We start from the raw sequence: 25,040 nt of genomic DNA on the forward strand, positions 1-25,040 counted from the left end.
CGACGTGTCCGATTGATGACAAGATCCGACCAGCTGAGACCAGGCCTTACTCTGGGCCGGACCGTCCCCGGCCACCAGGAGGAACGATGCCGCGCGTGACCATCGGCCTGACGACGACGGCCGTGGCCGCCGCCCTGCTCGCGCTGGCCGGGTGCAGCGGCGACGACGGCACCGACCGCGGCGTCCCGGCCACGACGACGACGGCGACCTCCGACACGCGGGTCGTCGCGCCGGGCCGGCCGGGCGAGACCGCCGCCACCATCGAGCCCGGCGAGGGGATCGAGATCACCGAGGGCGGCTACACCGAGACCGACGTGCGCTTCGTCGAGCAGATGATCCCGCACCACCGGCAAGCGCTCGAGATGGCCGAGCTGGCGGCCGATCGCGCACAGGACGAGCGGGTCATCCTGGTGGCCGACCGGATCATGGCCGGCCAGGGCCCGGAGATCACCGCCCTGGAGAACTGGCTGGAGCAGCGCGGCCTCCCGGTCCCGGCCCCCGACGCCACGCACGATCACGCGCTGCCCGGGATGATCTCGCCGCTCCAGCTCGACCAGCTCGCCAACGCCAGCGGCGCCGAGTTCGACGAGTTGTTCCTCACCTACATGAGCCAGCACCATGCCGGCGCCGTCGACATGGCGGCCGCCGCCCTGGCTGGAGGTACGGACCAGCTCGCGATCGACATGGCGACGGACGTGAGCGTCACGCAAGGGATCGAGATCGACCGGATGCGGGAGATCCTCGACAGCCTCTGAGGGGGCCGTTTGCATCGCGCCGGAGCAGGTATGAACAATGGGACGAACCAGCCCATCGGGGTGCCCGCCGGGCGCCTTCGCCCACAGCGAACCACCAGTGTCGCCGAATCGCGTCATCGCAGGTCAGGTCACCCGAAGACGGCAGCGCCGCCGACTCCGGACGAGCCCGTCCGGCAGGTCCGGCGAAGTGGTTGGACCACAGCGCGCGCGGCCGAATAACATTCGCCGGGCACACCCCGCCACGACACGTCCGCGTCACCCTCGCGACACACCACGTTGATCTTCTCCTGCTCCACCCGCACAACGCCGGCCGGAACTCCGCACCGGGGTTGCCGCGTCCTTCCCCATGTCCCGATCACGACGTCACGAGAGGTCATCGTGCGCTGCGAACCGACCGCGCCGGCCCGCCTTCAGGCGCAAGCGGGCACTGGGGTCGCCCTCCCCGCCGCCCTTACCATCGAATGGTGCCGGCCATGAGCGAGTCGCGGCCGCCGGTCGCCCAGGCCGAGCGGCACGGCTGGGTGCTGCCCGCGCGGGGCACCGACCCCGAATGGTTCAAGCGCGCCGTCTTCTACGAGGTCCTGGTGCGGTCGTTCTACGACTCCCAGGGCGACGGCCTCGGCGACCTCAAGGGCCTGACGCAGAAGCTCGACTACCTGCAGTGGCTGGGCGTCGACTGCCTGTGGCTGCCGCCGTTCTTCCCGTCGCCGCTGCGCGACGGCGGCTACGACGTCGCCGCCTACATGGACGTCGCGCCCGAGTTCGGCACGCTCGAGGACTTCTCGCAGTTCGTCGCCGCCGCGCACAGCCGCGGCATGCGGGTCATGACCGACCTCGTCATGAACCACACCAGCGACCAGCACCCGTGGTTCCAGTCCTCGCGCGAGGACCCCGACGGCCCGTTCGGCGACTTCTACGTCTGGGCCGACGACGACACCGGCTACCCGGACGTCCGCATCATCTTCAGCGACACCGAGGCGTCCAACTGGACGTTCGACCCGGTGCGCAAGCAGTACTTCTGGCACCGCTTCTTCAGCCACCAGCCCGACCTCAACTTCGAGAACCCGGCCGTGCACGAGGCGATGCTCGACGTCGTCCGGTTCTGGCTGCGCCTCGGGGTCGACGGCTTCCGGCTCGACGCCGTCACGTACCTCTACGAGAAGGAGGGGACGAACGGCGAGAGCCTGCCCGAGACCCACGCCTTCCTCAAGAAGGTGCGCAAGGTCATGGACGACGAGTTCCCCGACACCGTCCTGCTGTGCGAGGCGAACCAGTGGCCCAGCGAGGTCGTCGAGTACTTCGGCGACCCCGACGTCGGCGGCGACGAGTGCCACATGGCGTTCAACTTCCCCGTCATGCCGCGCATCTTCATGGCGGTGCGGCGCGAGTCGCGCTACCCGATCAGCGAGATCATGGCGCAGACGCCGCAGATCCCGTCGGGCTGCCAGTGGGGCGTGTTCCTGCGCAACCACGACGAGCTCACGCTCGAGATGGTCACCGACGAAGAGCGCGACTACATGTGGTCCGAGTACGCCAAGGACCCGCGGATGAAGGCCAACCTGGGCATCCGCCGGCGTCTCGCGCCGCTGCTCGAGAACGACATGAACCAGATCAAGCTGTTCAACGCGCTGCTGCTGTCGCTGCCGGGCTCCCCCGTCCTCTACTACGGCGACGAGATCGGCATGGGCGACAACATCTGGCTGGGCGACCGCGACGCTGTCCGCACGCCCATGCAGTGGACGCCCGACCGCAACGCAGGCTTCTCCACCGCCGACCCCGGCCGGCTCGACCTCCCGGTGGTCATGGACGCCGTCTACGGCTACCAGGTCACCAACGTCGAGTCGCAGCTGGCGAACAAGTCGTCGCTGCTGCACTGGACCCAGCGCATGGTCGAGGTGCGCAAGCAGAACCCGGCGTTCGGACTGGGCGACTTCGTCGACCTCGGCGGGTCGAACCCGACGGTGCTCAGCTACGTGCGCACGTTCGGCGACGACATCGTCCTGTGCGTCAACAACCTGTCCCGCTTCCCGCAGCCGGTCGAGCTGGACCTGCGCCGCTACGAGGGCATGCAGCCGGTCGAGCTGCTCGGCAACGTGCGCTTCCCCGCCATCGGCGAACTCCCGTACCTGCTCACACTGGGGTCGCACGGGTTCTACTGGTTCCGGCTGGCCAAGCTGCCGGAGGAGTCGATGCCGTGATCGGCGACAAGCGGTTGTCCGAGGCGGTGGCGCTGCTGCCCGAGTGGCTGCGTCACCAGCACTGGTTCACCGGGGCCCGCACGGGCCCGCTCACCGTGCGCCCGGTGGCGGCCACGCTGCTGCACGACGCCGAGCCGCGGGTGTGGCACCTGCTGGCCGAGGTGACCCACCACGACGGCGTCGACGTCTACCAGGTGCCGCTGTCGATCCGCGCCGAGCGCTCCGACCGGCTCGACCACGTCCATCTGGGCCGCACCGACGAGGGCCACGTCTACGACGCGCTGCACGACAAGGAGGCGACGGCCGCGCTGCTGGCCCACTTCGCCGACGACGCGCCGGCGCTCGACGGCCTGCGCTTCCACGTGCGCCCCGACGTCAAGGTGCCCTACGGCGACCAGTCGCTGGTGCTGCCCGGCGAGCACCACAACACCAGCCTCGCCTACGGCGACGCCGCGCTGCTCAAGGTGTTCCGCCGCGTCGACCCCGGCCTCAATCCCGACGTCGAGCTGCACGAGGCGCTCAGCGACGCCGGCTGCACGCTGGTCGCGCCGCTGCTCGGCTGGATCGACGGCGACTGGGCCGGCGACGACGGTGTGGAGCTCACGGGCAGCCTGGCGATGCTGCGCGGCTACCTCACCACGGCGTCCGACGGCTGGGCGCTGGCCACGGCGAGCGTCCGCGACCTCTTCGCCGAGGGCGACCTGCACGCCGACGAGGTGGGCGGCGACTTCGCCGCCGAGGCGTACCGCCTGGGCATGGCGACGGCGCGCGTGCACGAGACGCTGGCCGAGGTGCTGCCCACCGCCACCATGGCGCCGTCGCACCTGCACAGCCTGGCCGACGCCATGACCGGCCGGCTCGACCGCGCGGTCGCCACGGTGCCCGAGCTGGAGCCGTTCGCGGCGGGGCTGCGCGCCCACTACGACGTCCTGCGCACTCGCACCGAGCCGGTCCCCGTCCAGCGCATCCACGGCAGCTACCACCTGGGGCAGGTGTTGCGCACGGTCCTGGGCTGGAAGCTGGTCGACTTCGAGGGCGAGCTGATGGCACCGGTCGAGGAGCGGCGGGCCATGCACTCGCCGCTGCGCGACATCGCCCAGATGCTGCGCTCGTTCGACTACGCCGCCCGGCACCTGGTGGTCAGCGACCACCCGCCCGAGGACCCCGCGCACGAGCAGGTCCTCTACCGCGCGCAGGAGTGGGCGCAGCGCAACAGCGAGGCGTTCTGCAACGGCTACGCGTCGGCGGCGCAGCTCGACCCGCGCGGCGACCTCGAGCTGCTGGCGGCCTACGAGACCGACACCGCCGTCTACGAAGTGGTCTTCGAGGCGCGGCGGCGGCCCAGCTGGCTGCCCATCCCGCTCGCCGCCGTCGAGCGACTGGCGCAGTCCGTCTGACCCGCACGATAGGCTCTCCGTGGGCACCTGACCGGTAAGGAGTGTGGATGACGGAGTACGTGTCCGTGCACCCGGACCGCCTTCGTGACCTGGCCCGCAAGCTGCAAGCAGCGGCCACCACCGTGCGCGAGAAGACGCCCACCATCGTCAACGGCCTCGACGGCTGGGACGCCACCTTCAGCGGCGCGAAGCTCACCGCACTGGCCGACTGGCTCGACGACCAGTGGCGGCCCATGTTCGACCGCGCCGACCTCGCGGCCACCGCGGCCAACCAGCCGCGGGTGAGCCAGACGGGTACCCCGGCGCCCACCATGTTCCAGGTGCCGTTCGAGGTCACCGCGCAAGACATGGCCACCGAGGGCGCGCGCGACGCCGCCGACCTGCGCTCGCAGATGAACAGCGAGGACCCCGCCCAGCGCGACGCCGCCCAGCGCGAGGCCGCCGAGGCCATGGAGGCGCACGCCGACGACCCCGCCTACCTGCAGGCGTTCTTCAACGCCGGCGGCGCCGAGGTCATCACCACCATGAATCGGCAGATCGTCGAGCAAGGCGTACCGCCGTCGGACCAGAACCAGAACCGCCTGCGGCTGTTCAGCACCGGCGTCGCGGCGGTCAGCCGGTTCAGCGAGGGCGGGCAGGTCACGCTCGCCCAGGGCGCACTCGACCCGCTGAGCTCGGTCGACAACACGCTGCAGAACGGCATCATGATGCAGTACGGGCCGGGCGGCGACCAGTACGGCTCGACGTTCCTGCGCACCGTCGCCGACAACGCGCTCGAGTGGCGCGAGCGCAACGACCCGCCCCGGCCGTCGTACAGCGCGGGCGGTGTGGTCGGCACCGGCTACGTCCCCAGCGGCTGGGTGCAGAACGACGACGACTGGTGGACGGCGCTCGGCATCGACGTCAGCTACATCGACACCAACCGCGACGACGCCAACCGCGGCATCGACCTCATCCAGCAGTTCGACCCCGTCAACTCCATCCTCAACCGCACCGGGCAGAACCCCGAGGCCAGCCGGCTGCTGCTCACCGGCGAGGACGGCCTGCAGAACGCGCAGCGACTCATCGACTACGACTGGCAGACGCCGGGCGACCTCGGCCACGACGACAGCGCGCCGGCCGCCGGCGTGCTCATCGCCGGCACCCAGGACCGCGGCCCCGAGCAGGGCGAGCAGTCCGCGCAGGCGGCGGCCAACGTCTTCCAGGCCGGCTACGACCTCAGCCGCCGCGAGCGCAGCGACTACGACAAGGAGCAGTACCCCGAGCTGCCGTCGTCGCTGGCCGAGGCCATGGCCGTCGTCGGCACCACGTACGCCCCCGACATGGCCGCGTCGACGGCACAGCACGACGTCGACATGCACGGCGTCGTCCGCAACCCCGACGGCACCTACTCGCTGCAGTCGAACACCGCCATCATGAACGGCTTCATGAAGGCGTTCATGACCGACCCCGAGGCGGCCGGGGCGTTCCGCGGCGCCATCCAGGGCCAGCTCACCGCCGCGGCACAGCTCGTCTCGACCACGCCACCCGACCCGGACGCGCCGGACATCCTCACTCAGTTCGGCTATCTCAACGGCATGGTCTCCATCGTCTTCGCCGATCAACGCTTCACCGAGGCCGAGGCGCTGGACGCCAGGAACAAGCAGAACCAGATCTACTTCGAGGTCACCAAGGACGTCCTCGAGGCGATCCCGCTGGGCGGCGAGGCCGCGGAGTTCCTGCGCTCGCTGGCCACGGCGGCCGGTGGCTCGCAGAAGGAGAACCTGTTCCCGACCGACAACGCCGACAACGTCGCCGACGACACCCAGTACACGATGATGCAGGACCTCTCCGACATGCGGCAGTACGTCGCCCAGGGCTTCGTGAACTCCGGCGCCTACACGCTGGGTGACCCGCCGCCGTCGTTCGTGCACGACGGCGTCATCGCGCCGGCCACCGAGGCGGAGCAGCTCGAGTTCGACCGCTGGTGGGCCGAGCGGCCGCGCGAGTGGCAGCAGATCGCCGACGACGCGAACCAGGGTTTCAACGACGCCACCGGCGAGTTCGCCCCCGACGACGACCGCTTCACGCCCCCCGAGTAGGAGCCCGCCATGCCCATTCCCTTCGTGCAGGAATGCAACGAGTCGATGAGCATCGTCACCACGGCGGCCGGCGACATCGAGGAGGCCATCCAGGCCGTGCTCAACCTGGTGGGCTCCGAGACGTGGACCGGCCCCATGGCCACGTCCTGGGAGACCGACCTCAACGGCTTCGTCACCGACGCCAGGAACAGCCTCGGCACCCCGCTCGACGAGGCGATCGAGACGGCCCGGGCCAACGCGCGCGAGTGGCAGCGCGAGAGCTCGGCGGGCGCCGTCAACTGACGGCGGGCAGTCCCAGCTGCAGCACGCTGTTGCAGCGCTGGTCGGCGACGACGACCCGGCCCTCCCAGACCGCGACCGACAGCGGCTGGGCCAGGTGCGCGTGCAGCGCCTCGGTGTCGGCGTTGTCGCAGTCGGTGGACGGGGTGGTGTCGTCGGGCTTGAACCCGGTGGCGAGCACGGTGGCGCCGTCGGCGGTGACGTGGACGACGGAGCCGCCCTCGCGTTCGCTGGTGGTGACGATGAGGCCGTCGCCGCCGTCACCGGTGGCCGCCGTGACGGAGCCGATGGCCTCGTCGGGCTGCGTCCACGGGTAGCGGCCGGTCTCTTGCAGCGACTCGTCGAGCAGCACCAGCTCGCCGGCGGTGAGGACGGCGACGCCGGCGGCCGTGCGGGCCGCGACGACGCTGCCGTCGACCGGCGGGGTGGCCGGCTCGGCGCCGGTGGGCGCGTCGGCAGGGCCGGTCAGCGTCCACCAACTCGCGCCCCACTGCACGTAGGTGCCGCCGGGCAGGTCCAGGATGGCGCCGGCGAAGCCGTCGGCCGGCCCGCCGGGAAGCGTCGTCAGCGCGCTGAAGGCGCCGTCGGCCAGGCCGACACGGCCGATCGTTCCCCCGTCGGTGCCGGTCAGCACCAGCAGCGCCTCGGTGCCGACGAGCGCCGCCAGCGGCGCGTCGGGGAAGGCGACGCTCGCGTCGCCCGAGACCGGCTGCACAGTGCCGTCGGGCGACACGGTGAACAGGCCCTCCTGCCGGCGCTGCAGCCCGATCAGCTCCCCGTCCGGACCGGTGGCGACCAGCACGGGCTCGGACAGCCGGGTGCCGGGGACGTAGGCGGTGTCGCGCAGCGCCTCGGTGCCGCCGTTGCCCAGGATGCGGGTCAGCCGGCCCGCGACCACGTCGGGGATGCCCGCCGGCGCGGTGGCGCCGGTCTCGCTCGAGTCGTTGGTGGGTTCGTCGCCGGGGTCGTCACGCCCGCCGTCACACGCCGTCGCCGTCAGCAGGATCGCGGCCAGGACCGCCGCCACTCGCACAGCACGCACGAGACCCAACCGTACCCGTCCCGCGGGGGCGGGCCCGGCTCATCGGGCCGGACGAGGGTGCGGCGGGCCGATAGGCTCGAGGAATGATCGACGCGCAGCGACTTCTCGGTGAGGTCGACCTCCATCTGATCGGCGAGGGCAGGCACGAGCGGCTCTGGGAGGTGCTGGGCGCGCGGGTCACGTCCATCGACGGCGTCGAAGGGACCGCCTTCACGGTCTGGGCGCCGAACGCCCGGCAGGTGCAGGTGGTGGGCGAGTTCAACGGCTGGCACGGCGGCGGCCACGCCATGTCGCGGCTGGGCGGCGGCGTGTGGGGGCTGTTCGTCCCCGGTGTGGGCGACGGCGCGCTGTACAAGTACAAGGTCCACGGCGCCGACGGCCGCTGGCGCGACAAGGCCGACCCCATGGCGCTGCGCACCGAGGTGCCGCCCGCGCAGGCGTCCATCGTCCACCGCTCCCACTACGAGTGGAACGACGAGGTCTGGCTGGCGCGGCGGCCGAGCTCGCTGCACGCGCAACCGATGTCGGTCTACGAGGTCCATCTCGGGTCGTGGCGTCGCGGGCGGTCCTACCGCGAGCTGGCCGTCGAGCTGGCCGCGTACGTCACCGAGCTCGGCTTCACCCACGTCGAGCTGCTCCCCGTCGCGGAGCACCCGTTCGGCGGGTCGTGGGGCTACCAGGTGACGTCCTACTACGCACCGACGTCGCGGTTCGGCCACCCCGACGATTTCAAGTTCCTCGTCGACACCCTGCACCAGGCCGGCATCGGCGTGCTGCTCGACTGGGTGCCGGCGCACTTCCCCCGCGACGACTGGGCGCTGGCCCGCTTCGACGGCACGCCGCTCTACGAGCATGCCGACCCCCGCCGCGGCGAGCACCCCGACTGGGGCACCTACGTCTTCGACTTCGGCCGGCCCGAGGTGCGCAACTTCCTGGTGGCCAATGCGCTGTACTGGCTGACGGAGTACCACATCGACGGGCTGCGGGTCGACGCCGTCGCCTCGATGCTCTACCTCGACTACTCCCGGCCCGAGGGCGCCTGGCTGCCCAACTCGCACGGCGGCCGCGAGAACCTCGACGCCATCGCGTTCCTGCAAGAGACCAACGCGACGGCGTACCGCTCGGTGCCGGGCATCGTCACCATCGCCGAAGAGTCCACCGCCTGGCCGGGCGTCACCCGTCCGACCCACCTCGGGGGGCTCGGGTTCGGGCTGAAGTGGAACATGGGCTGGATGCATGACTCGCTGGCCTACGTGTCGCGCGACCCGATCCACCGGCAGTACCACCACCACCAGATGACGTTCTCGATGATGTACGCGTTCAGCGAGAACTTCATCCTCCCCCTCTCCCACGACGAGGTCGTCCACGGCAAGGGGTCGCTGCTCGGCAAGATGCCCGGCGACCGGTGGCAGCAGCTGGCCAACCTGCGCGCGTTCTACGCCTTCATGTGGGCGCACCCCGGCAAGCAACTGCTCTTCATGGGCTGCGAGTTCGGCCAGGAGTCGGAGTGGGCCGAGTCGCAGGAGCTCGAGTGGTGGCTGCTCGACCGCCACGGCCACGCGGGGCTGCAGCGGCTGGTCACCGACCTCAACGGGCTGTACCGGGCCGGGCCGGAGCTCTGGGCGCTCGATACGGACCCGGCCGGCTTCGAGTGGATCGACGCCAACGACGCGCCCGGCAATGTGTTCTCGTTCCTGCGCCACGGCCCCGACGGCGAGCTGCTGGTGTGCGTGGCGAACTTCTCCGCCGTGCCGCACGAGGGCTACCGGGTCGGCCTGCCGCACGCGGGTCCGTGGACCGAGGTCCTCAACACCGACGCGGAGCTGTACGGCGGCTCAGGGGTCGGCAACCTCGGCGAGGTCCTCGCCGTCGAGCAGCCCTGGCACGGCCGCCCGGCCTCGGTCGAGCTCCGCGTCCCGCCGCTCGGCACCCTCTGGCTCCGCCCCGCCACGAGATGATCACGTTCAGCACGCAATTCCGTGTCGCACTACGATCGCAAGCCTCATGATGCTCGGGTCATCCTCATGGCGGGCCGTTGGCCCACAGGGACAGCGTTGCCGCGAACGTCATGAGGATTACCCGAGCGTCACCACGGTTGCAGGCGTAGTCCAGCACGCGATTTCGCGCTGAACGTGATCATTTCGGGGCCGGGCGCCGTCACCCGGGGTCGGGTGACGGCGCCCTTCGGGACGTGCGTCAGTCCCGGTCCACGACGATGACCGGGGAGTCCCAGGTCTCGACGTGGGCCGGGTTGGACGGGTCGCCGAGCGGCTTGGTGGCCGTCAGCCGCAGGACGTAGCGGCCGTCGGGCACCTCCACCCGCCCGTCGGTGCCGCTGCCGCGCGGCCGGGTGCCGTCCCAGGTGTAGGCGTTGAACGCCGTCGCCGCGCCGCTGCGCCCGACGTAGTCCTCGGAGAACACCGTGTTCAGCCGGCCCGCGTACGGGCGGCCCGGGGTGCCGTCGGCCTTGGCGTGGAACAGCTGTAGCGACAGGTTCTGCGCCGCGTGCTCCAGATGCGCGACGACGACCGGGTAGTCGCCCTCGGTCATCGAGAACGTCGCGCCGTCGGGCAGCAGTGCGAACTGGCCGCCCATGGTGCAGTTGACGCCGACGTAGCGCTGGCAGGCCGTGACGTCGGCCAGCCCCGGCAGCCCGGCGCCGGCGTCGGTCAGGATCGGCAGCTGCTGGTAGTCGCCGACGAAGCCGGCGAACGGCACCCGCAGCGGCTGACCGTCGGCCGGGGTCAGGACCACCCAGCCGCCGTACTGCCCCAGCGCGGGCTCGGCCGGAGCGGTCACCGTCACCTCCACGGACGCAGAACCGCCGGCCGGCACCGTCACCGACGGAGCGGAGAACGCGACCGTCGCGCCGCCCTCGAAGAAGCCCGGGTTGTTCGGCGCGCCCGCGGTGCTGATGCCGTCGGCGTGCGACAGCTCGTACGTGACCGCACTGTCGCCGTCGTTCGTGAGGGTCAGCGTCCGCGTCGACGGGCCCGCCTCGCTCTCGCCCAGCGACAGCTTGCCGGGCGCCACCGCGACCGGCGACAGGATCGCGTCGTCGATGTCGAGCATGCCCGCGCCCTGGCGGTGCGCCGGCTCGAGGTACCCGGCGCCGGGGACCAGCGACCAGTCGGCCGGGTCGGCGCTGTTCTGCAGCACGTCGCGGACCTCGGCCGGGGTGAGGGACGGGTGCGCCTGCAGCAGCAGGGCGACCGCGCCGGCCACGTGCGGCGACGCCATCGAGGTGCCGGAGATGACGGCGTACCCGTCGTCCTCGAGCGGGTAGGTCGAGCGGATCAGCCCGCCCGGCGCGCCGAGGTCCGGCTTCAGCGACAGGTCCGACGCCATGCCGTAGGAGCTGAACGACGAGACCAGCCCGGCGGTCGTGTTCTCGATCGTGGTGGTCTCGTCGGTCCAGGTCAGCGTCGTGGCGCCGGCGGCGATGCGGCCGTCCAGCTCGACGCCGTCGTCCTGCGGGACCGCGACGACGGGGATGGTGATCGGCGGGTCGGCCGGCGACGGCGGAGCCACCGTCGGCGAGAGCGCGCCGGGCACGTTGTTGTAGAGGATGACGGCGGCGGCCCCGGCCTGCTGGGCGTTGCGCGCCTTCTCGTAGAACGGGCAGGTGCCGCGCTCGATCAGCGCGACGGTGCCGCTGAGGTCGGGCAGCGCGCCGGTGGCCGTGCAGGCGTCGGCCGTCGAGGCCGGTGTGCCGGTGCGCGACATGGGCAGGCTGCCCTCGGTCGGCGCCGACGGCGACCCGGCCGCCTCGGCGTAGCCGAACTCGCGGCCGTCGGGGGTGACGGTGAACATCCGTGCGTCGTACTCGGTGTTGTCGAACGACGCGACGCCGATGACCTTCTCGCCGACGCCGGGCGCGCCCGCGGACCAGGAGCCGGCCGCGCCGTTGTTGCCGATCGAGGCGACGACGACCACGCCGGCGTCCACGAGCGCGTCGCTCGCCGTCGCCGTCGGGTACTCGGGCCAGGTGACGAACCCGGCGCCGAGGCTCATGTTCACGACGTCCATGTCGTCGGCATGCGCCCGCTCGAGCGCGGCGAGGATGATGTCCGACGTGGTCGAGCCGCCGCAGCCGAACACGCGGTAGGCGCCGAACTCGACGTCCGGGGCCACGCCGAGGACGCCATCGGTGGCGGTGTCACCGCTCGCGCCCACGATGCCGGCGACGTGACTGCCGTGTCCATTGCAGTCGTCCGGGTTGTCGTCGGGCCGTGCGACCGGTTGATATGCGGCCGAGGTGTCGTCGGCGTTGTAGTCGTCGCCGACGAAGTCGTAGCCGGCCACGACGCGGCCGCTCGGGAACGACGTCCCACCGGGCGCGCCGCCACCGCCGAGGTCGGGATGGTCGATGTCGATGCCGGTGTCGATGACGGCGACCCGGAGGCCGTCGCCGGTGAAGCCGAGCTCGCTCTGCGCGACGTCGGCGCCGGTCATGCCGAGCGCGGAGTCCATGGCGGGTTCCGTCGTGGCGGGGTCGGGCGCGTCGATGGTGACGACGGGGTACACCGCGGCGACCTCGGCGGAGCCGGCCAGCCGGGTGATGTCGGCCTCGGACGCCGACACCGACAGGCCGTTCCACAGCCGGTCGTAGGTGTAGCGGACGTCCAGGTCGGCGCCCTGGGCCTCGGCCTGCGCGAGGAACCGGTCCTGCTGCTGCTCGGCCGCCGCACGGCTCCCGCCGTCGGCCACGGGCTTCGCGGTCAGCTCGACGAACCAGGCGCCGGTGGGCTCGTGGATCAGCTCGTCCGTGGGCTCCGGCAGGCCGGCCAGCTCCGAGAGGTTACCCAGGTAGCCGTCCTCGTCGGCCTGGGCGGCCGAGCCGGCCGCGACGGTCCCGAGCGTTCCTGCCACCAGCGCCACTCCGGCGGTGGCGGCGAGGCCTGCACGCCGGGTCACGGTGTGCCTCCCCGGCGCTCTCGATGGTCGTGTCATCGACGCTCCTCGTTCAGTCGTACGGCAAGACAAGGCCCCGCCGGTCGGACGGGGTTGCCCCGTAACCTATGTGCGTTTTCGGCTCGATTGGAAGACTTGACGGGAAGTCGGCCGGTCCAGTCAGGGTGAATCGGAAGAAATCGTCGCTTCCAGACGCCATATATCGGACGGATCTTGCTCGCCGCAACCTCTTGTCACCGCGCGGCCGAGACGACAGGATGACCAGCACCTTCGCCCGCCCACGTTCCCTGGGGGCTGCCTCATGTGGACTCGCACGCTGCCCGCAGCCGGCCTCGCCGGGCTGCTCACGCTGTCCGTCGCGCTCTCCGCGCCGGCCGCTCCCGAGGACACGCTGACGCCGCCGCCGACCACGGTGCGCGAGCCCGAGGACCGCTCGGTCGCGTCGGACCTCGCGCCGTCGGTCGACTCCCCCGCCGGTGAGTCGCTGCGCTCGCCGTTCTCCGTCACCGCGACGAGTCAGCTGCCGGGCAAGCCGCGCAACGACCTCATCGTCGACGTCCCGGTGAACCCGAACGACGCGTCGATCCCGATGAACCTGGTGCCCTACCACGAGTTCGCGCCGAGGCTGCGCGCGCTGCAGGAGAGCGACCGGGTCAGCGTCGAGATCATCGGCCAGTCGGCAGGCGGGCGCGACCTGCACCTCGTCGTCGTCACCTCGCCGATGTCCGACGCGGAGTGGGCGGAGTGGCAGCGGCTGTCCGACCTGCGCACCGAGGACCCCGACGCCGCGATCGCCGCGCTCGAGGCGGGCGAGTACGACGACTGGAAGTCGCCGCTGTTCGTCAACAACAACATCCACGGCAACGAATGGGAAGGCACCGACGCCGCCTTCCAGGTGCTGGATGACCTGGCGTTCTCCGACGATCCCGAGGTCGTGGAGCTGCTCGACCAGCACGTCGTCGCGATGGTCGTGTCGAACAATCCGGACGGCCGCATCGCCGGCACCCGCGCCAACGGCAACGGCTTCGACCTCAACCGCGACTACATCACCGGTTCGCAGCCGGAGTCGCGTGCCGTGCGCGCCCAGCTGATCCGGTACGAGCCGCTGACCATGCTCGACGAGCACGGCTACGTCAACCCGACGCTGATCGAGCCGACCACCGGGCCGCATGGCGAGAACTACGAGTACGACCTCTACATCCGCCAGGCCATCCGCAACGGCCTGGCCATGGAGGACGCCGTGCTGGCGCTCGGCGAGCCCCGGGTCACCGAGGTCGACATCCCGTGGCGCGACTACGACACCGGCTGGGACGACTGGCCGCCGATCTTCACCCCGATGTACGCGATGTACCACGGCGCCGTCGGGCACACCGTCGAGATCCCGCTGAACCCGCGCGGCGCCACCCTGCCGGTGGCGGAGCGGCACGAGCGGACCCGCATCAACACCGCCGTCGCCCGGGCCACCATCGAGGGGAACTTCGCCTGGGCGCACGAGAACCGGATGACCCTGCTTGCCGACCAGCTGGAGATATTCCGGCGCGGCGAGGCAGGCGAGTCGTCGCGGCCCATCGACGACGGGCTCGCCCTGTCGCTCGCGCTCGGCGCGAACAAGGAGACGTTCCTGCAGGACTACCCGCGGGCCTACGTCATCTCGGCCGAGCGGCGCGGAGACGCGGCCGCCGCGCGACTGGCGCAGTTCCTCCTCGACAACGACGTCGAGGTGCACCAGGCGCGGCGGCCGTTCGCCGCGGGCGGGCAGCGGTACCCGGCCGGCTCGTACGTGGTCGACATGCTCCAGGCCAAGCGCGGCCTCGCGAACACCATCCTCGACGTCGGCCGCGACGTCACCACGAACTTCCCGACCATGTACGACATCTCCGCGTGGAGCCAGGCGTACCTGTGGGGCGCCGACGTCGCGATGGTGCCCGCGGGCGGCTCGCTCGAGACCCGCGCACTGTCGGAGATCGACGCCGTCGCGCCGACGGGGTGGGTGGCGCCCGACCCCGTCGCGCACTTCGGCTTCGAGGCGGACACGCTGGCCGGCATCCAGGCGGTCAACGCGTTCGTCGCGGCCGGCGTGACGGTGCGGCGGACGACGTCCGGCATCTTCACCGTCCCGGGATCGGCGCGAGCGCTGGCCGAGAACGCGGCGGCGACGTACGGCCTCGAGTTCACCGCGCTGTCGGCCGCCGCGGTGCGCGGCGCCGTCCCCGTCGGCATCGGCCGGGTCGCTACGAGCGCGCCGGCAGACGAGTTGCACGCCCTGGCCCGCATGGGCTTCGCGACGACGAATGTCACCGCGGCCGGGTTCAACGCCGGGACCTACGCGTTCAGCGACTTCGACGCGCTCTACGTCTCCACCACCGGGTTCAACCCGCTGCAGCTGGACGCCACCCGGCAGGCGGCGTTCGCGGCCTGGCGGGCAGCCGGCGGCACCGTCGTCGGGCGCGGCGCCGGTGGCGTGACGTTCAACGAGCGTGCCGCGCTGCTGCCGGTGTCAGCCGTCCCGGCTCGCAGCGACGCCAACGGCATCGTCGCGGTGGTCAACGACCCGGCCTCCCCGGTCACGGGTGACGCGTCGCCGTCGTCGTTCGTCAGCTCGCCGCGGCACTTCACCGGGCTCGGCACGGGGGTCCGGGTCGACCAGCGGCTCAGCGATGGGGACTTCTTCCTCGCCGGCCACTGGATCGGGCAGGATGCCGCGGCCGGTCAGCCGGTCGTCGTCAGCGGGGTGGCCGGCGGCGCCGAGGTCACCCTGTTCGCCACCGAGCCGCTGTACCGCTCGCACCCGGAGGGTCTGTTCCCGCAGGTCGCCAACGCCCTCTGGCAGTAGCGACCTGATCCTGACGGGGAGTCGTCATCCGCTGCGGAGGTGACGACTCCCCGTTTCACTGCGCCCGCGCCGGCCCGTCACGACGGTGGCCTCCCACTCATCGTCGTGCAGGTCGGCGGCGACCAGTCCCGCTTCCCTGACGGCGTCGACGGCGGCGGCGGCCTGGGCCGCGCTCAGCTCCAGCAGGAGGATGCCGCGGTCGTCGCGCAGCCAGTGCGGGGCGCCGGCGGCGATGCGGCGCACCAGGTCGAGCCCGTCGCCGCCGCCGTCGAGGGCGGTGCGCGGCTCGTGGTCGCGGGCCTCGGGCGGCATCAGCGCGATCGCCTCGGTCGGAACATAGGGCGGCGACGCCAGCAGGACGTCGACGCGGCCACGCAGTTCTGTCGGCAGCGCGGCGAACAGGTCACCCCGGTGGACGCGGCCGGCGGGCTCGACGTTGCGGCGCGCGCACGCGACGGCGGCCGGGTCGAGGTCGGCGGCATGCAACTCGACCCCGTCCACCCCGGCCACGACCGCCAGCCCGAGCGCCCCCGTTCCACAACACAGGTCGACGACCACCCCACCTGGTCGCACCTGCCGCCGGGCGGTGACGACGAGGAACTCGCTGCGGTGCCGCGGCACGAAGACGCCGGGATCGACCCGCACGCGCAGCCCGGCGAACTCCGCCCATCCGAGGACGTGCTCGAGCGGCAGCCCGGCGACCCGGCGTTCGACCATGCTCGTGAGCTCGGCCGGCGTCCGCGCGGTCTCGCGGATCAGCCGGGCCTCGTCCTCGGCGAACACGCACCCCGCCGCCCGCAACCGCGCGACGACCCCCTCGTCCAGCACACCGCCACCCTACCCACCGAGTTGATCTTGGAGTAACGCCTCCATCTATCGGGCATTTCGCCCACGATTGGCGGCATTACTCCAAGATCAACTTGAGGGGGCGGAGGTGCGGGCGGCGAGGGCGAGGACGCGGCGGGCCTGCTCGGCCATGGCGACGTCGACGAAGCGGCCCCCGGCCAGGACGGCGGTGCCGGAGCCGGCCGCCGTCGCCGCGTCCAGGGCCTCCACCACCTCGGTGGCGGCGGCGATCTCGGTCGCCGAGGGGCGGAAGGCGGCCTCGATGACGGGGAGCTGACGGGGGTGGATCGCGGCCCGGCCCACGAAGCCGAGCCCGCGGCCGCGCGCGCACGACGCGGCCAGGCCGTCGGTGTCGGCGAGGTCGGTCCACACCGCCATGGCCGGGGCGGGCAGCCCGGCCGCGCGGGCGGCGACCACGAGCCGCTGCCGGCACCAGGCCAGCCCGTCGTCGGCGCCGTCGCCGGACAGTCCCAGGTCGGACGCGAGGTCGGCCTCGCCCAGCCCGACGGACGCGACGCCGGGCGCGGACGCGATGTCGTACGCCGCCTCGACTCCGGCCGCCGTCTCGAGCAGCACGTGCACCGGCCGGTCCCCCACCACCGACCGCACCGCCGCCACGTCCTCCGGCGACGAGACCTTCGGCACCCGCACCGACACGCCCGCCGGCAGTCCGGCGACGAGCGCGAGGTCGTCGCCGCCCCACGGCGTCGCCGGCGCGTTGACGCGGACCTGCACGGCACGCCCGTCCTCGACGACCGAGCCGAGCACCGACGACGCGCCCTCCCGCGCCGCCGCCTTCGCCGACGGCGCCACCGCGTCCTCGAAGTCCACGATGACGACGTCGGCCGGCGAGCCGAGCGCCTTCAGAACCCGGTCGGGCCGGTCGGCGGGCACGTACAGGAGGGTCAGGACCAGGCTCATACGACTCCCTCGGACCGCAGCGACGCGATTTCATCCAACGAATAGCCGAGTTCGCCCAGTAAACCATCCGTGTCGGCCCCGTGCGCACGCCCGGTCCACCGCACCGACCCCGGCGTCTCCGAGAGCCGGAACAGCACGTTCTGCATCGCGACCTCGCCCAGGTCCTCGTCGGGTAGCCGCAGCACGGTCCCGAGCGCGGCCAGCTGCGGGTCGGCGACGATGTCCGAGGCGTCGTAGACCGGCGCGACCGCCGCCTCCACCCGTTCGAACTCGGCCACCACCTCGTCCCGCGTCCGCAATGACACCCAACCGGCCACCGCCGCGTCCAGCTCCTCGACGTGCTCGGCCCGGCCGGACCCGGTCGCGAACCAGGGCTCGTCGATGACCTCGGGCCGGCCGACCAGGCGCATGACCCGCTCGGCGATGCTCTGCGAGCTGGTCGACACCGCGACCCACCGGCCGTCGGCACACCGGTAGGTGTTGCGCGGCGCGTTGTTGGCCGACCGGTTGCCGGTGCGCGGCTGAACGGTCCCGAGCTGGTCCCAGAGGGTGAGCTGCGGCCCGAGCACCGACAGCATCGGCTCGATGATCGACAGGTCGATCACCTGCCCGCGCCCGCTCGCCGCCCGCGCGTGCAGCGCCGACGTCACCGCGAACGCCGTGGCTAGCGCCGTGATGCCGTCGGCCAGGCCGAACGGCGGCAGCGTCGGCGGGCCGTCCGGCTCGCCGGTCATGGCGGCGAACCCGCTCATCGCCTCGGCCAGCGTGCCGAACCCGGGCCGCCGCCGGTACGGGCCGACCTGCCCGAACCCGGTGACCCGCGCGAGGATCAGCCCCGGGTTCGCCTCCGACAACGCCGAGTACCCGAGGTTCCACCGCTCCAGCGTGTCCGGCCGGAAGTTCTCGATGACGACGTCGGACTCCCGCGCCAGCCGCCGGAACACCTCCTGGCCGCGCTCGTGCGACAGGTCCAGCGTCATCGTCCGCTTGTTCCGGCCGAGCGTCTTCCACCACAGGTTCTGCCCGTCCTTCGCCGGTCCGTGACCGCGGGACGGGTCCGGCCGGCGCGGATGCTCGACCTTGACCACATCGGCGCCCATGTCTCCCAGGTGCATGGCCGCGAGCGGCCCGGCGAACAGCGTCGCCGCGTCGACGACCCGCACCCCGGCGAGCGGCCCGCTCACGTCGTCACCCCGGGAAGACCCACCGCACAGCGGAAGCCGACCGACGGCGACCGGTCCAGCCCCGCGCCCATCAGCAGGTACTTCGCCGCGAACGACGGCGCCCGCTCGCCGCCGTCGAAGTACCAGTCCGACCCCGTCGGCACCCAGTGCGAACCGCCCTTGAGGATGACGAACCGGGTGCGGCCGTCGGTGTGCTCGCTCTCGGTGAGGTTCCAGACCGTGGGTGCGCCGCGCTCGAGCAGCCCGGCCTCCCCCGCGACCTGCCACTCGTCCTCCGTCGGCAGCCGCAGCCCGGCCCAGGCGGCGTACGCGCGGGCGTCGGCGAGGTCGACGTACGTCACCGGCTCGCCGCCGCGGCCGGCCGGCGGGGCTCCGTTCGCCCAGTGCGCGAGGAACCGCTCCGGCCGCAGCGGCCGGTAGCCGGTGGCGGCGAGGAACGCGGCGAACTCGTCGTTGGTCACCTCGGTCCGGCCGATCCCGAACGGCGTCAGCTCCGCCCGGCGGTGCGCGGTGCCGTCGGCGTGCAGGCGCGGTGGCAGCGGCTTCCACTCGTCGACGTACGGCGCCTCGTCGTACAGCCCGGTCTCGCGGATGCGGTACCGCACGACCAGGTCGTACCGGCCGCCGTCGACCCGCTCCATCCCGGGGACGACGGCGGCGGCCTCGGCACGGGCGGGACCGACCCGCGTGGCCGGCCGCCGCGGGAACTCGCGGTCCGCATCGACGACGGCGTCCCCTGCGGCCACCGCCGCGGCCAGCACCGCCGCCACGCCGCCCGCGGGCAGCTGGCCGCCGATCACCGTCCGCCCGTCGTCGTCCTTGCTGACGTCCAGCGCGACACCGCTCGTCAGCTCGGTGAACGCACCCGCCGCGGCGTCCGTCACCAGCCAGGGCCCGTCGTACGGGGCGTCGCTGCGGTTCACGACGGTCCACAAGGCGACGCCGTCGTGCACCCATCGCGACGCGTACACCGCAGCGCCGCCGCCGGGATGGTCGGCCAGCGGTGTCCAGTCCTCGCTCTGCAGCCAGGCGCGGTACTCGCGCTGCACCCGGCGCATCGACCGCAGCAGCGTCCGGTCGCGCGCGCTCCAGCCGACCCAGACGCCGAACACCGCCTCCCACACGAGGATCCCGGAGCCGTTCAGCCAGGCCGATTGCAGCTCCTCGAGGTGGCTGTGATGCCAGCGACGGGTGTGGTGCAGCACGTGCCGGCGCTCGAACCAGGTGGCCCGCAGCACCCCCGGCACCGGGGTGTCGGCGAACCACTGCGCCCACGACATGGTGTGGTCGTGCACGCGGGCCAGCGGCAGCCGCGACTCGCCCTCCATCGACAGCCCCGGACGCAGCGCGTCCAGCGCCGCCCGGATCCGCGTCGAGCCCTCCTTGGAGCTGTCGAGGAAGACGCCGTCGGCGCCGAGCCGCTCGACCAGATCAACGAGAAGTCCGTCGCTGGACATGTGCGGCCTCGACTGAGAAGCGTGTCTCGGCCGCGTCTCCCACGGGTAGTACGACACGAACACCCGCACCCCGGCGGCCTGGAAGGCGGCGACGACCGACGGCAGCTCAGGCACGTCGAAGAAGGCGAACTGGTCGCGCTCGTCGATGCCCTCGTTCGGGTAGGCGTGCCAGAGCACGACGCCGTCGACACCGCCGAAGTCCCGCTCCGCGGCCGCCAGGTAGCCGTCGACGTCGAACCGGCCGGTCGCGTGGTCGTAGAGCAGCTCGTCCCAGAGCCAGGTCAGTGTGAGGACGAACCCGTCGGTCCGCTCGACGCCGTAGCGGGCGCCGTCGTAGCCGACCCGTTCCCGCGCCTCGGCCCGCCAGCGAGTGAGCGCGTCGCGCCAGGCCGGCCAGTCGGCGGGATCGTCGGGCGCGGCGAAGATCTTCGCCTCGTCCAGCACGGAGAGGTCGGCGGCCGGGTCCAGCGGTACCGTCGCGGGCCGGTCGATCGGACGGGGGACGTACGGGTTCAGCATCAGACCTCCGCGAGGAACGCGTCGATCTCGGCGCGGTCCGGCATCGACGACGACGCGCCCGGCCGCTGGACCGACAGCGCGGCCGCCGCCGACGCCCGTCGCAGCGCGGCGTCCCAGTCCAGGCCCTCGGCCAGGCCGACGGCGAGCACGCCGGCGAACGTGTCACCGGCCGCGGTGGTGTCGACGGCGGCGACGGCGAACGCCGCGACCTCTGTCGACGACTCGCCGCAGACCCGCACCGCGCCCTTCGCGCCCAGCGTCACGACGACGTCGCCGCCCCGCGCCGCGAGCGAACGGGCCGCCTCGACCGGGTCCGCGACGCCGGCCAGTAGCGCCGCCTCGTGCTCGTTCGGCACCAGCAGGCCGACGGCGTCGAGCAGCTCCTCCGGAAGCGCGACGGCGGGCGCCGGGGTCAGCACCACCCGTACGCCCCGGGATCGCGCGTGGACCGCCGCCGCCGTCACCAGGTCCAGCGGCAGCTCCAGCTGCATCAGCAGCAGCTCGGCGCCGTCGATCGCGGCGCGGTGCGCGTCGGTCAGCTCCGTCACGGTCCCATTGGCGCCGGGCACGACGACGATGGAGTTGTCGCCGTCACCGTCGACGGTGATGTGCGCGGTCCCCGTCGACTCGTCGCTCACGACCAGGCCGGACACGTCGACGCCGGACTCGGTCAGCAGCGCGGTGATGCGGCGGCCGAAGTCGTCGTCGCCGACGGCGCCGAGGAAGGTGACGTCGCCCCCGGCCCGGGCCGCCGCGAGCGCCTGGTTGGCGCCCTTGCCGCCGGGGACGGTCTCGAAGGTGCGGCCCGTGACGGTCTCGCCCCGGCCGGGCGCGCGGTCGACGGTGACGACGAGGTCCATGTTCGCGCTGCCCAGGACGGCGATCATCGACATCCCTCCGCGACGGCGACGGTCCGGGCCGCGAGCGCGTCGAAGCCGACGCCGTCGAACCCGGCCAGCGTGGTACTGATCCGGTTGCGCAGCGGCGCGATCCACCGCCGTGGCAGCTCGGCGGCGCCGGTCAGTGCGCCGGCGATGGAGCCGACGGTGGCTCCGTTGGAGTCGGTGTCCCAGCCGCCGCTGACGACGGCCGTGATCGACCGCTCGTAGTCGCCGTCGCCGTACACCAGCGCCGCCACCACCAGCGCGGCGTTGTTCAGCACGTGCACCCAGTGCAGGTGCCCGTAGCGCGCCTCGATCGCATCGACGACGGCCTCCCAGTCGCCACTGTGCTCGGCCGGCAGCGCACGTGCGAACCGCACCGCCTCGGCGTACCGCGACGACGGCGGCACCACCGACAGCCCGGCGTCCAGCACGTCGTCCACCGTCGCCGCGACCAGGGCGGACGCGCAGGCGGCGGCAGTGAACAGCTCGCCGTACACACCGTTGCGGGTGTGGCTGAGGACCGCGTCGCGCCAGGCCAGCTCCGCGGCGCCGGCGGGGTCGCCGGGCCGGGCCCAGCCGAACACGTCGCCGCGGATCTGCGCGCCGATCCAGTCGCGGAACGGGTTGCGCACCGTCGCCGTCGCCGGCGGCAGCCGGCCCAGCAGCAGGTTGCGGTAGGCGACCCGCTCGGCGGTGAACACCCGGCCGGCCGGCAGCGACGCCAGCCAGGCCTCGGCGACGTCCTCTGTGGTGAACGCCGCACCGCGGGACTCGAGCAGCGCGAGGTTGAGCATCGGGAAGTTGAGGTCGTCGTCCTCGGGCATGCCGTCGATGTTCTCGGCCAGGCTGGTCAGCGCGCTGCGCCGGTTCCACGGCCACCGGGCGCCGACGTCGTCGGGCAGTCCCTTCGCCGTGAACCAGTCGGTCAGCGGCCAGCGCCCGGTCGCCTCGAGGATCTCGCGGATCCCGGCCCGCGACACCTTCTCGACCGGCTTGCCGAGCAGGCAGCCGGCGGCGCGGCCCAGCCAGGCGCCGTGCACGCGGTCGAACGCCGCCGGAGTCGACGGCTCCGGCGCCCGCGTCCAGCCCGCTTGGATCGAGGCGAGGTCCGTCGGTTCCGCGGCGTCGTACGGCGACGGACGCGCGTCGACCTCGTCCAGCAGCTCGGCGGCCAGCGCCCGCAGCTCCGGCGGCGCCGGCACGTCCGACGCCCCGGACCGCACCGGCGCGTCGTCGCCGCCCGCCGCGATCCAGCGCGCCCGCAGGTCGGCGACGTCGACACCGTCCTCGGCCGCCTGGGCGAACGCATGCCCGACCAGGTCCTCCGGCTGCACCCAGCTCAGTCTCATGCCCATCCCATCCCCATGATCATCAACCTTTTGTGTCGTCATAGCAGCTCACAAGGTTGATGATCATGGCGCGAGTCCGTCGAACGCCCGGTCCGCCGCCTGCTGGCGCGCGCGATCGGCCGCCCGCACCCGCGCCGTCACCGCTGCCAGCCGCTCCCCCGGCCCGACGAGGTCGACGCGGCTGGCCGCGGCCACCGCCGTCACCAGGTCGGCGGGAACGGCGGCCGGACCGCCCAGCGCGCCCGCGATGGCCCCGGCCATCGAGGCGATGGAGTCGGAGTCGCGGCCGTAGTTGACGCCGCCGATGACGGAGTCGCGCCAGTCGCCGCGGGCGATGGCCAGCAGGCCCAGCGCGACCGGCAGCTCCTCGATGGTGTGCACGCGGCTCGGCCGCCGGGCGCCCAGGCCCTGGTCGCGGTAGTCCTCGCCGACGGTGTCATAGGGCGCGATGGCCGCCCGCAGCCTCCCGGACTCGACCGCCTCGGTCCAGTGCCCGATGGACGCCGCGGTGTCGAGGACCGCCTCGATGCCGGCCCTCGTCCCGTCCTTCGCCAGCCGCAGGGCCGCCGCCAGGACGTCATCGACCGTCGCGCCGGGCGCGGCCGCCGCGGCCACGCAGGCGGCCATGACCCCGGCGGCCTCGCGGCCGTAGGACGACTGGTGCGCGCCGGCGACGTCGACGGCCTCGGCGTACGCGGCGTCGGGGTCGGCGGCGTTGACGATGCCGACCGGCGCGATGTACATGGCCGCGCCGCAGTTGACGGCGTTGCCGACGCCGGCCTCGCGCGGGTCGGCGTGACCCCAGTGCAGCCGCAGCGCCATGAACTTCTCGGCCAGGAACACCCGCTGCAGGGGCAGCGCCTCGGCCTCCAGCTCGGGGATCCAGACCTTGCGGCCGATCATCAGCGGCACCAGCCGCTCGGCCACGTCGTAGGCCGTCAAGTGCGCCTGCGCCTGCTCGTAGACCTCGACCACGAGGTGCGTCATCAAGGTGTCGTCGGTGATGTGGCCGTCGCCCTTGTGGTACGGCGCGATGGGCCGCGCGGTGCGCCAGTCCTCGTGGTACGGCGGGACGATGCCTTCGACCCAGCCGCCCCAGCGGTCCCGGATCTGCCGCGGCGACCAGCCCTCCGTCGCACCACCGAGCGCGTCGCCGACGGCGGCTCCCGTCAGGCATCCGACCGCTGTATCGATGAGTGCGTCACTGGTCACGAGATCGTCCTTCCCTCGATGGAGCCTGCCAGGTCGACGAGGTCGACGCCGGCCAGATCGGGTGAGCAGCAGCCGGCGAGTCGCCGGCACCGCTCGACCCAGGTCGTGGGGAGCGCGCCCAGCCCGTGCGCCGCCCCGGTGAGCGCGCCCGTCAGCGCCGGTGCGCTGTCGGCCAGGGTGGGCAGGCACACGGCGGCGGTGACGGCGGCGATTGGCCGCTCCCCGCCCCGCTCGGCGGCCTGCGCCAGCGCGACGGCGACAGCGACCGTCTGGGCCGCGGCGACGCCGTAGCTGTAGACGTGGTCGACGATCTCGTCGAGCTGGGCGACGGCGTCGGCCGCGGTCTCCGCTGTGGCAGAGACGGTGAGCGCCCGGGACACCGTCGTCGCCAGGAGCCCGTCCGCCGGCAGTGCGTCGGCGGCGGCCGCCGCCCAGGCGTCGGTGAGCGGCTCGCCGCGGACCAGCCGGGCCATCGTCTCCGCGACCGCCCGCGCGGCTGCCAGCCCGTCACCGTCGTTCGTGACCTCGGCGTCCCAGCCGGCCAGCGTGGCGGCCGTGGCCGGGCCGTCGGCGACGAGGCCGATCGCGACCGCACGGACCGCGGCGGCGTCGTCGAAGTGGTGCGGGTTGTCGTGCCCGGTCAGCGGCGGGTCGACCTCGCGGCGAAGCGCGTCGGCCGCGGCGGCGACGCTGATCCGGCCCCGTGGCAGTGTTCCGGCGGCGACGGCGCGGCGCCAGTGTGTGTGCACGTCCGCGCGGCTCAGCGGGCCGGGGCGCGCGGCGTCCAACAGCCAGCGCAGCGTCCACGCCGCCCACTCCGCGTCGTCGCTCGACCCGAGCCGCAGCGGCGCCGTCGGCTGGTTGAGCGCGAACGGCACCGGCAGCGTCGTCACCTGCTGCGTCTCGGCGAACTCGTCCAGTTCGCGGCGCAGGCGGCGGGTCCACGGCGGCAGCAGCTGGGACCGGTGCCGGACGGCGGGCCAGCCGGCCGCGTCGCCGATGGCGAGTCCGAGCAGCGCCCCCGCGGTGCGGTCGCGACGATCGTTCACGTGCGTGCCCCCGGCCGCGCCGCCGCCGTGGCCCGTTCAGCAGGTCCGGCACTGTCGGTGCCCACCCCTAGGGTGGGTCCCACCCGGTCCGGGCGGGGACTGACCGGACCACGGCCGACC

17 protein-coding genes are annotated in these 25,040 nt (G+C 72.9%); 7 read left to right on the top strand and 10 right to left on the bottom strand.

Annotated features, from left to right (window positions below; genetic code table 11):
- Positions 1-86 precede the first annotated feature (86 nt).
- From E1212_RS11020 to E1212_RS11040, 5 genes are all read left to right on the top strand, one after another.
- Complete coding sequence (locus tag E1212_RS11020) at positions 87-755, top strand: DUF305 domain-containing protein (protein ID WP_131982268.1); 669 nt, start codon at positions 87-89, stop codon at positions 753-755.
- Positions 756-1,228: 473 nt separating this feature from the next.
- Complete coding sequence (gene treS, locus E1212_RS11025) at positions 1,229-2,953, top strand: maltose alpha-D-glucosyltransferase (RefSeq protein WP_131982270.1); 1,725 nt, start codon at positions 1,229-1,231, stop codon at positions 2,951-2,953.
- Entirely contained in the window at positions 2,950-4,350 is a 1,401-nt protein-coding gene (locus E1212_RS11030) for a maltokinase N-terminal cap-like domain-containing protein (RefSeq protein ID WP_203416746.1), read from the top strand. The genes treS and E1212_RS11030 overlap by 4 nt, the downstream gene beginning before the upstream one ends.
- A gap of 47 nt (positions 4,351-4,397) precedes the next feature.
- A complete protein-coding gene (locus tag E1212_RS11035) occupies positions 4,398-6,431 on the top strand; it encodes a hypothetical protein (protein ID WP_131982272.1) in 2,034 nt (677 codons plus the stop codon).
- Between the two features lie 9 nt (positions 6,432-6,440).
- Positions 6,441-6,713, top strand: coding sequence for a hypothetical protein (locus E1212_RS11040; protein WP_131982274.1), 273 nt, complete (start codon positions 6,441-6,443; stop codon positions 6,711-6,713).
- Here E1212_RS11040 and E1212_RS11045 read toward each other — a convergent pair.
- Positions 6,706-7,752 carry a hypothetical protein gene (locus E1212_RS11045; protein ID WP_131982276.1) on the bottom strand — a complete coding sequence of 349 codons (1,047 nt, stop codon included), beginning with the start codon at positions 7,750-7,752 and terminating at the stop codon, positions 6,706-6,708. The genes E1212_RS11040 and E1212_RS11045 overlap by 8 nt on opposite strands.
- Before the next feature lie 83 nt (positions 7,753-7,835).
- Between E1212_RS11045 and glgB the strand changes: the two genes are divergently transcribed.
- The gene (gene glgB / locus E1212_RS11050; protein ID WP_131982278.1) at positions 7,836-9,710 is read left to right on the top strand and encodes a 1,4-alpha-glucan branching protein GlgB; all 1,875 of its coding nucleotides are present in this window, start codon (positions 7,836-7,838) and stop codon (positions 9,708-9,710) included.
- A 238-nt stretch (positions 9,711-9,948) separates the two neighbouring features.
- On the opposite strand, the gene E1212_RS30760 is transcribed toward glgB, so the two are convergent.
- Positions 9,949-12,669 (bottom strand): S8 family serine peptidase, encoded by a 2,721-nt coding sequence (locus E1212_RS30760; protein ID WP_203416747.1) that lies wholly within the window; start codon positions 12,667-12,669, stop codon positions 9,949-9,951.
- A 298-nt stretch (positions 12,670-12,967) separates the two neighbouring features.
- On the opposite strand from E1212_RS30760, the gene E1212_RS11060 reads away from it, so the two are divergent.
- The gene (locus E1212_RS11060) at positions 12,968-15,499 is read left to right on the top strand and encodes a M14 family zinc carboxypeptidase (protein ID WP_131982282.1); all 2,532 of its coding nucleotides are present in this window, start codon (positions 12,968-12,970) and stop codon (positions 15,497-15,499) included.
- Positions 15,500-15,523: 24 nt separating this feature from the next.
- Here the strand turns inward: E1212_RS11060 and E1212_RS11065 are convergent, their stop codons facing one another.
- The 8 genes from E1212_RS11065 to E1212_RS11100 all read right to left on the bottom strand — a co-directional run bounded on the left by E1212_RS11065 (position 15,524) and on the right by E1212_RS11100 (position 24,920).
- On the bottom strand, positions 15,524-16,327 hold the full coding sequence (locus E1212_RS11065) for a putative protein N(5)-glutamine methyltransferase (RefSeq protein WP_131982284.1): 804 nt from the start codon (positions 16,325-16,327) through the stop codon (positions 15,524-15,526).
- Positions 16,328-16,414: 87 nt separating this feature from the next.
- On the bottom strand, positions 16,415-17,266 hold the full coding sequence (locus E1212_RS11070; protein ID WP_131982286.1) for an HpcH/HpaI aldolase/citrate lyase family protein: 852 nt from the start codon (positions 17,264-17,266) through the stop codon (positions 16,415-16,417).
- Complete coding sequence (locus E1212_RS11075; protein ID WP_131982288.1) at positions 17,263-18,450, bottom strand: CaiB/BaiF CoA transferase family protein; 1,188 nt, start codon at positions 18,448-18,450, stop codon at positions 17,263-17,265. Before E1212_RS11075 ends, E1212_RS11070 begins: the two co-directional genes overlap by 4 nt.
- A complete protein-coding gene (locus E1212_RS11080) occupies positions 18,447-20,426 on the bottom strand; it encodes an SUMF1/EgtB/PvdO family nonheme iron enzyme (protein ID WP_131982290.1) in 1,980 nt (659 codons plus the stop codon). Before E1212_RS11080 ends, E1212_RS11075 begins: the two co-directional genes overlap by 4 nt.
- A complete protein-coding gene (gene rbsK / locus E1212_RS11085; protein WP_131982292.1) occupies positions 20,426-21,319 on the bottom strand; it encodes a ribokinase in 894 nt (297 codons plus the stop codon). The genes E1212_RS11080 and rbsK overlap by 1 nt, the downstream gene beginning before the upstream one ends.
- Positions 21,310-22,665, bottom strand: coding sequence for an ADP-ribosylglycohydrolase family protein (locus E1212_RS11090; protein ID WP_131982294.1), 1,356 nt, complete (start codon positions 22,663-22,665; stop codon positions 21,310-21,312). The genes rbsK and E1212_RS11090 overlap by 10 nt, the downstream gene beginning before the upstream one ends.
- Positions 22,666-22,722: 57 nt before the next feature.
- On the bottom strand, positions 22,723-23,871 hold the full coding sequence (locus tag E1212_RS11095; protein ID WP_131982302.1) for an ADP-ribosylglycohydrolase family protein: 1,149 nt from the start codon (positions 23,869-23,871) through the stop codon (positions 22,723-22,725).
- The gene (locus E1212_RS11100) at positions 23,868-24,920 is read right to left on the bottom strand and encodes an ADP-ribosylglycohydrolase family protein (RefSeq protein ID WP_131982304.1); all 1,053 of its coding nucleotides are present in this window, start codon (positions 24,918-24,920) and stop codon (positions 23,868-23,870) included. Before E1212_RS11100 ends, E1212_RS11095 begins: the two co-directional genes overlap by 4 nt.
- Between the last annotated feature and the right edge of the window lie 120 nt (positions 24,921-25,040).

It is taken from the genome of Jiangella ureilytica (assembly GCF_004348545.1).
GTDB lineage: Bacteria > Actinomycetota > Actinomycetes > Jiangellales > Jiangellaceae > Jiangella > Jiangella ureilytica.